This is a genomic window from Brachyspira catarrhinii (genome assembly GCF_005518285.1).
GTDB lineage: Bacteria > Spirochaetota > Brachyspiria > Brachyspirales > Brachyspiraceae > Brachyspira > Brachyspira catarrhinii.
In genome coordinates this window covers 1-7,770 of sequence record NZ_SJDU01000079.1, presented here as the reverse complement: position 1 = coordinate 7,770, position 7,770 = coordinate 1, and the positions used below count along the sequence as shown (strand labels likewise).

The following is a 7,770-nucleotide window of genomic DNA, read 5'->3' as shown; positions in this document are numbered from 1 at the left end:
GCTTTGCTTAACGAAATTATAGTATGCTAATTTATAGTATTTAATCATAATTAAATCATTCATAATAATTAACTTTAATTAATTTAAGTGAAATATAGCATGAATTAAAAAATATGTCAATAGTTTAATTTATAAAAATTTATTGTCATTGCGAGATTTGTTTTACAAATCAAAACAATCTAAAATAAAACGGCTTACACTGTTTAAATATAAACCGTTTTAAATCTAAAATATTTTATGATTTAATTTGAGTTATTAAAACTTAAATTATTTCTTCAAAAAACTATTTTCTCTGCTCGAATATCTTTCGCCAATATTAGGATATTTATTTAAAATATTGTCTATTTGTTTAAAATCATCTTCCGTTATTTTTAAGTCTACGGCTTTTATATTTTCTTCCAAATATTTTATTTTTTTAGTTCCAGGAATTGGAATGATATTGTCAGCCCTTGCGATTACCCAAGCGAGAGCGAGAGCGGATGCCGTAGTATTTTTACTTTTCGCATATTCTTCAAATTCTTTTGCAAGATTCAAATTATTTTCCAAATGTTCTCCTTGATATCTTGGCAAACGAATTCTAAAATCATTTTGCGGAACGGTTTTAATATCGAATTTATTCGTTATTATTCCGCGTCCCAAAGGAGCGAAAGGAATAAAGGAAATTCCAAGTTCTTTAGTTAGCGGAAGAATTTCTTTTTCGACATCTCGCATCATTATAGAATATTCGCTTTGAAGAGCGGTAATTTCGCAAATTAAATTGGCTTTTTTCAAATCTTCGGCGGAACATTCGCTCAAACCAATATATTTTATTCTTCCTTCTTTAACCAAATCGGACATCGCGCCAATTGTTTCTTCAACGGGAACATTTTTATCGAGCCTATGAACATAATATAAATCTATTGTTTCCGTTTTTAATCTTTTCAAACTATTTTCAATTGCTATTTTAAGCCATTTTGGAGAAGCGTCCAAATAATTTTCGCCTTTATCGTTTACTCTAAAACCGAATTTTGACGCTATAATAACTTTGTCTCTATGACGCGTTAAAACTTTTGAAATCAATTCTTCGTTTACTCCGTTTCCATAAATGTCGGCGGTATCAAAAAAATTGATTCCAAGTTCTATCGCTTTTTCCAAAACGGCATGACTTTCTTTGTCGTCAGGGAATCCGTAAGAAGCGCTCATTCCCATGCAACCCAAACCGATTGCCGAAACTTCAATATTCGTTTTTCCTAATTTTTTGTATAACATTTTTAAAACTCCATTAATTTATTTTATTAATATTATAACATTGGAGTTAACTCCAGAGTCAATATATAATTTTCAATTTTTATTTGAATTAATTTTATTTTAATATCAAATCTCTTTTAGTCAAATACTTTTTGTTTATATCTAGCAATGCTTTAAAAGTATAGAATTAAACGATATAATTTAAAACAATTAAAATTATTGTTAGTTATTCCAATAATTTAATCACATTTCTATGATTTCTTTGCCTTGCGTAAAATAAAGCGTTATTGCCATGTTTGTTTACGATTGATTTGTCGGCGTCCGATTGAAGCAGTAAAGCCACAACTTTTGTATGTCCTTCCATAGCGGCTAAAATTAAAGCGGTATTTCCGACATCGTCTTGAATATTAACATCGATATTTTTTTCCAATATTTTTTCCACAATATCGTCATCGCCAAAAATCGATGCGTCCAAAAGCGTTTCTTCATCTTGATTCAAAGCGAATACAAACGAACTTTGAAAAACGAATAAAGAAAGAATAATAAAAATATATAATAAAAATTTTCTATTCATAATAATTTTTCTCCTTAAAAATGTTTTTAATTTTAAAATACTTATAAGAATAATATCGTAAAAAATAAAACGACTTTTAAAATATTTTTCAATATCTTAAAAATCGTTTTCAATGTGGAGGTTATGGGGATCGAACCCACGACCTACTGCTTGCAAAACAGCCGCTCTCCCAAACTGAGCTAAACCCCCGAATTCGAATTCTTAAAAATCTATAAAAAATCTCTATAAAAGAATCCGTTTGGGTCTGGGAGGAATTGAACCACCGACCTTTCGATTATCAGTCGAACGCTCTAAACCATCTGAGCTACAGACCCTTTTATTTAATTTTTAATATGCTATAATATAACATATATTAAAAAAAATAGCAAATTTTTTACAAGCAAAATTTTAAGAAAAAACGGCTAAAACAACCTAAAAAATAAGGAAAATAATGCTTTATATAGTTCCAATATTCGTAATAATGCCTCTAATATTGATGGGAATAATGCTAATCGCTCCGTCTATAATAGGAAAAAGAATTCCTCCGTCATTCACAAAAGAAAAAACTCAAATTATAAATATCGCTAAAAACGAATTATTTCAATTTTTAACGGATTATAAAAATTATCCTAATTGGGTAAAATATTTATATCAAGTGAAAACGGAAAGAATAGGAAACGAAAAAATAAAAATAATGCAAACTTATAAAAAAAGAAAAATCTATCAAGAGTTGACGGAAGTTCGCAGAATTGAAAATGAAAAAATATCGGAAATATCAATATTCAAATCGGAAGACGAAGGCGTTACTTTATGGACTTATATTCTCGAAGATTTTTCGAATAATAAAACTAAAATGACTATAAAAGAAACCATGTATATTTATCATCCTTATTTAAGATTTATGTTAAAATATATATTAAGAGACGAAAACGGCAAAGGCGAATTTTTTAAAAATATAAAAAGATTTATTAGAAAGAATAAAAAATAGCAAATTAAAAAATTATTTTTTGTTCTTTTCTCCCCATATGCATATAGCGTCTAATATAGGAATTAAAGATTTTCCAATTTTTGATAAACTATATTCTACCTTCGGAGGTATTTGAGGATATTCTTTTCTTATAATTAAATTGTCTTTCTCTAATTCTTTTAAAGATAAACTTAAAGTTTTATAAGATATTTTTCCGATTATTCTTTTTAGTTCGTTATACCTTATTATCCCTAATTCTGCCAAAAGATATAATATAATCATTTTATATTTTCCAGCTATTAACGACATAGTATAGGCAAAACCAGTATTTTCAATATATTTTTCTTTTAATATTTCTTTATTCATAAAATTTTTCCATATGTAAAGTTTATCACTCTACTTTATTATAGTATCTAACTTTTTTGTAAGTTCTTGATATTAGTATTATATAATATTAAAATAATAATATCAATATAAAACTATTATATAATTAAAATTTTCAAGGAGATATAAAATGAAAAAGATATTGATATTAAACGGAAGCCCAAGAATAAACGGAAACACATATTCTCTTATAGAGAAATTTACGGAAGGAGCGGAAAGCAAGGGGCATAAAGTAATAAGATTTGATTTGCACTTCATGAATATAAACGGATGCAAAGGTTGTTTAGGCGGAGGCAAAGACCCAGAAAGTCCATGCACTCAAAAAGACGATATGTTAAAAATATACCCGCATTATAAAGAAGCGGATATATTAGTTTTGGCTTCGCCTATGTATTATTGGGCTTTTAGCGCTCAATTAAAAACAGCAATAGATAGAATATTTGCCGTAACTGAAATAGACCCTGATTATAAAACGCCATATAAAGAATGTTTTATGCTTATGGCAGCTGAAGGAGACGATAAGGATAATTTTGAACCCGTTATTCATTATTATAAATCTTTATTAAATTATTTAGGTTGGAAAGATTTAGGATATTTATTTGCTGGAGGAGTTATGAGAGTAGGCGATATAAAAGGCAAAGAGGTTTTAAGTAAAGCTTTTGATATTGGTTCGTCCATATTGTAAATATAATAATTTACAATAAATTAATTTAAAGATATAATATCATATTATATAAAAAGGATAATCGATGCTTAATTTTGAACCGATAACATTAGAAAAACAAGAATTATATCATAAATACTTTTCGATAACTCCCGTTCAGTCGGCGGACTACACATTTATAAATTTATTCGGGCTTAAAGATATTTATATGCTCGAATGGGCTTTTACGGAAGATTTGGTTTGGATAAGACAGCGTTCGCCTTACACTATTTATTGGGCGCCAGTAGGAGATTGGTTTAAGCATAATTTTTGTAAAGAAAATTGTTTATGCGATATGATTGGAGAGAACGAAAGTATAATAAGAGTTCCGAAAGAGCTTGCTAAACATTGGGAAGAAAAAATAAATATAAAAATAAAAGAAAGCAGAGACGAATGGGAATATTTATACGACTATAACGAATTAATGAATTTAAGCGGAAGAAAATTCCATAACAAAAAAAATCTTTATAATCAATTTATTAAAAATAATTTTGAATACAAACCTATTGACAGAAGCATGGTTAAAGAAATATTTGAATTTGAAAATAAATGGGAAATGGACGAGATGCAAAATAATTTCGCAAACGCGATGGCAACCGAAGACTGCGAAACTTTTGACGGTTATAAATTGCTCATGCATGAAATAAGAGCCGAAGCGGATATTCTTATGATAAAAACTCTGCTCGATTATTGGGATAATATAAACTATATAGTCGGCGGAGTTATTTATATAGACGGAAAAGTGAGAGCCTACAGCATTGGCGATTTGAGTTTAAGAGACACTATGGTAGTTCATTCGGAGAGAGGAGACAGAGATTATAAAGGAAGTTATCAGGCTATAAATAAACTTTTTTTAGAAAACAATAAAGACGAAAGATTTAAATTCGTAAATAGAGAGCAGGATGTAGGAGATTTGGGACTTAGAAAAGCGAAATTATCTTATAATCCGATTGGATATATAGAAAAATGCAGCGGATTTTGTTTGAAATAATTAAAAAACGCATAATAAAGGAGCTTAAAAAAACCTTTATTATGATAATGATAAATATTATATGATATTATTGATAGTTTTAATATCCTCTTAATTATTTTTTAGTTAATGTTTTTGTCTCTCCGTTTTGAGTAAATGTAGCCCCGCTATAATCGTCATTGAAAGTCAAAGTTCATGCATCTTTTAGGTTGATTCCCGTTCCGCCATTATTTTCTGTTTCTTGTTGGTTAGTAGTTGGGTCGTTTTTATCATTATTTAAGATAGTAAAAAAGAGAAAAAAGTCAAGCAAAATTTTCACCAATATCATGTCAAACTAAAATCCTCCGTTAATTAAGGCAGATAATAATCAAAAAAGAGCAATAATATTGACTTTATTTTATAAATAATATATTATTAGTAATTATTATCATTAAATAATTAATTTAATTTTTGGAGGAAACAAAAATGAAAATAACATTTCAAGGCGGAGAAGTTCATTTGGAAGGAGAGGCTTTAACGGAAGGAGCAAAAGCCCCTAATTTTACTGGAGCAAAAACGGATTTAAGCGCTTGGTCTCTTTCGGATGCGGGTTCTACCGTAAAAATTATATCGTCAGTGCCTTCTTTGGACACGCCCGTATGCGATATTCAAACTAAAAGATTCAATAAAGAAGCGGCTAATTTGAACGGAGTGACGGTTGTGACGGTTTCTTTGGATTTGCCTTTCGCTCAAGCGAGATGGTGCGCCGCTGCAAACGCTAATTCGCATATAGTATTGTCCGATTATGCGGAAAGGGATTTCGGAAAAAAATTTGGAACTCTTATAAAAGAATTAAAACTTTTGACGAGAGCAGTGTTTGTATTGGATAAAGACAATACGGTTAAATATGTTCAATATGTTCCAGAAATCACAAACGAACCCGATTATGAAGCGGCGTTAAAAGCTGCAAAATCTCTTTTATAATTTTAAGAATTTTGAAAATAAATTTTATAATTAAAAAGAAATTTAAAAAGCGTATCTCAATTACGAGATGCGCTTTTTATTTTTTGGCTTCGCCCGACTTTGTCATTACGAGCATTTTTAATGCGAAGTAATCCAATCAGAATTAATTAATAATCCTAATAACAATGTAGCAGTTGCCAATTGTTTGCTTACCTTTGAATTGTTAACGCAAGGGGCAACTGCCCTTGTTATCTAACTTTCAACTTTACTTTACAACGGAAGACTTGGCAACATACCCGCTTCACTCGGCGTCTGCCCGCTTTAGCGTGCGGGTTTTTAGCCTCAGCGAAGTCTTCTGTTGATTTGTAGATTGCTTCACTTCGTTCGCAATGACGGTTGAATTTATCATTGCAAGCAAACATTATGATTTTATTTATTGATAAATTTTTTAATTAAAATATAATAGCTTAAATATTTTTTATTTTAAATTTTATTAATAGGAGAAAATTAAAAATGAGCGTATATGATTATATCGTAAAAGATTATAGCGGAAAAGATGTTAAATTAAGCAAATACGAGGGAAAAGTTTTATTGATAGTAAACACCGCGACAAAATGCGGATTTACAAAACAATATCCCGCGTTGCAAGAATTATACAAAAAATACAAAAAAGATGGTTTTGAAATTTTAGACTTTCCATGCAATCAATTCGGCGGGCAGGCAAAAGAACCGATAGAAGAAATATTAAAAATAAGAGAAGAAAATTACGGAGTGAAATTCAAATTATTCAATAAAATAAAAGTGAACGGAAAGGAAGCAGAACCTTTATATCAATACTTAAAAAGCGAAAAACCTACCGAAGAAGGAGTTGAAAAAATCAGATGGAATTTCACAAAATTTTTAATAGATAGAAAAGGAAAAATTGCGGGCAGATTCGATTCGAGAGTCAAACCCGAAGAACTTGACGAAACTATAGAAAAATTATTGAAAAAGTAATTTAAAATTTAAATCAAATTTATTTTTATTATTTATTTTATGAATAGAAAAAAAGAATTTACCAAAGCTTTAAAATATTCTTTTCCTATAACCGTTCCAGTTTTGATTGGTTATTTATTTTTGTCAATCGCTTACGGAATATTAATGAAAGCGAAAGGATTTGAAACTTGGCTTGCGGTATTTATGAGTTTGGCGGCTTATTGCGGAAGCATGCAATATATTGCGGCAAATTATTTATTTTTAGCGCCTTTCAATCCTATATACGCTTTTATACTTACTCTAACCGTAAACGCTCGGATGAGTTTTGAAGGAATTTCTATGGTGAATAAATATAAAAGGACGGGAATATTCAAACCTTTTTTAATATTTCTTTTGACAGACGAAACTTTTTCAATTCTTTATAGCGCGAAAATTCCAGAAAATATAAATAGAAAATATTTTTTATTTTTAGTTTCTTTTTTGGATTATTCTTATTGGATTATCGGAACTTTAATCGGATGTCTGCTCGGAGATATTATAAAATTCAACACTAAAGGTTTGGATTTTGTTTTGACGGCTTTATTTGTAGTAATATTTGTAGAACAATGGATTGAAAATAAAGATAAGGATAAAAACAAAGGAAGAATGGCTGCAATAATCGGTTTAATATGTTCCGTTCCTATAATGATATTTAAAACGAATCCTTTTATAATTTTGGCTATGATTTTAATATTTGCGGTTATAACCGTAATATATAATATAGAAAAACATAATAAAAATATAAACAATAAAAGAGATAAAAATGACGAATAAAGAATTATTGATAACGGCTTTAATTATAGCCGCGGCTACTTTAATCATAAGATTTTTGCCTTTCGTAATAATAAGAAAATCGATAGCCGAAAGAAAATATATAAAATTTTTAGGCGATATGATGCCCTACTCGATGATTGCTTTGCTCGTTATTTACTGTTTGAAAGATGTTAATTTAGTAAAATATCCTTACGGAATTCCAGAATTAATTTCTATATTATATATTACGGTTATAA

11 protein-coding genes and 2 tRNA genes are annotated in these 7,770 nt (G+C 29.1%); 7 read left to right on the top strand and 6 right to left on the bottom strand.

Annotation, left to right across the window (positions count from 1 at the left end; all coding sequences use genetic code 11):
• Positions 1-267 precede the first annotated feature (267 nt).
• From EZH24_RS04515 to EZH24_RS04500, 4 genes are all read right to left on the bottom strand, one after another.
• Positions 268-1,248, bottom strand: coding sequence for an aldo/keto reductase (locus EZH24_RS04515; RefSeq protein ID WP_137997928.1), 981 nt, complete (start codon positions 1,246-1,248; stop codon positions 268-270).
• Between the two features lie 205 nt (positions 1,249-1,453).
• The gene (locus EZH24_RS04510; RefSeq protein ID WP_137997927.1) at positions 1,454-1,801 is read right to left on the bottom strand and encodes an ankyrin repeat domain-containing protein; all 348 of its coding nucleotides are present in this window, start codon (positions 1,799-1,801) and stop codon (positions 1,454-1,456) included.
• Between the two features lie 115 nt (positions 1,802-1,916).
• A tRNA-Ala gene (locus tag EZH24_RS04505) sits at positions 1,917-1,990 on the bottom strand.
• A 50-nt stretch (positions 1,991-2,040) separates the two neighbouring features.
• Positions 2,041-2,115 (bottom strand) — tRNA-Ile (locus tag EZH24_RS04500).
• A 116-nt stretch (positions 2,116-2,231) separates the two neighbouring features.
• Between EZH24_RS04500 and EZH24_RS04495 the strand changes: the two genes are divergently transcribed.
• Positions 2,232-2,768, top strand: a complete 537-nt coding sequence (locus EZH24_RS04495) for an SRPBCC family protein (protein ID WP_137997926.1) — start codon at positions 2,232-2,234, stop codon at positions 2,766-2,768.
• Between the two features lie 12 nt (positions 2,769-2,780).
• Here EZH24_RS04495 and EZH24_RS04490 read toward each other — a convergent pair whose 3' ends face one another.
• Positions 2,781-3,113, bottom strand: a complete 333-nt coding sequence (locus EZH24_RS04490) for a winged helix-turn-helix transcriptional regulator (RefSeq protein ID WP_137997925.1) — start codon at positions 3,111-3,113, stop codon at positions 2,781-2,783.
• A 148-nt stretch (positions 3,114-3,261) separates the two neighbouring features.
• On the opposite strand from EZH24_RS04490, the gene EZH24_RS04485 reads away from it, so the two are divergent.
• On the top strand, positions 3,262-3,816 hold the full coding sequence (locus EZH24_RS04485) for a flavodoxin family protein (RefSeq protein ID WP_137997924.1): 555 nt from the start codon (positions 3,262-3,264) through the stop codon (positions 3,814-3,816).
• A gap of 64 nt (positions 3,817-3,880) precedes the next feature.
• The gene (locus EZH24_RS04480) at positions 3,881-4,825 is read left to right on the top strand and encodes a DUF2156 domain-containing protein (RefSeq protein WP_137997923.1); all 945 of its coding nucleotides are present in this window, start codon (positions 3,881-3,883) and stop codon (positions 4,823-4,825) included.
• 172 nt (positions 4,826-4,997) lie between these two features.
• Here the strand turns inward: EZH24_RS04480 and EZH24_RS15295 are convergent, their stop codons facing one another.
• A complete protein-coding gene (locus tag EZH24_RS15295; RefSeq protein WP_272897871.1) occupies positions 4,998-5,132 on the bottom strand; it encodes a hypothetical protein in 135 nt (44 codons plus the stop codon).
• A gap of 137 nt (positions 5,133-5,269) precedes the next feature.
• Between EZH24_RS15295 and tpx the strand changes: the two genes are divergently transcribed.
• From tpx to EZH24_RS04460, 4 genes are all read left to right on the top strand, one after another.
• A complete protein-coding gene (gene tpx, locus EZH24_RS04475; RefSeq protein WP_137997922.1) occupies positions 5,270-5,767 on the top strand; it encodes a thiol peroxidase in 498 nt (165 codons plus the stop codon).
• A 492-nt stretch (positions 5,768-6,259) separates the two neighbouring features.
• The gene (locus EZH24_RS04470; protein WP_137997921.1) at positions 6,260-6,742 is read left to right on the top strand and encodes a glutathione peroxidase; all 483 of its coding nucleotides are present in this window, start codon (positions 6,260-6,262) and stop codon (positions 6,740-6,742) included.
• Positions 6,743-6,781: 39 nt separating this feature from the next.
• The gene (locus EZH24_RS04465; protein WP_137997920.1) at positions 6,782-7,534 is read left to right on the top strand and encodes an AzlC family ABC transporter permease; all 753 of its coding nucleotides are present in this window, start codon (positions 6,782-6,784) and stop codon (positions 7,532-7,534) included.
• Positions 7,524-7,770 (top strand): branched-chain amino acid transporter permease (locus tag EZH24_RS04460; protein WP_137997919.1); only part of this gene is annotated, 247 nt, incomplete at its 3' end. The genes EZH24_RS04465 and EZH24_RS04460, both read left to right, overlap by 11 nt.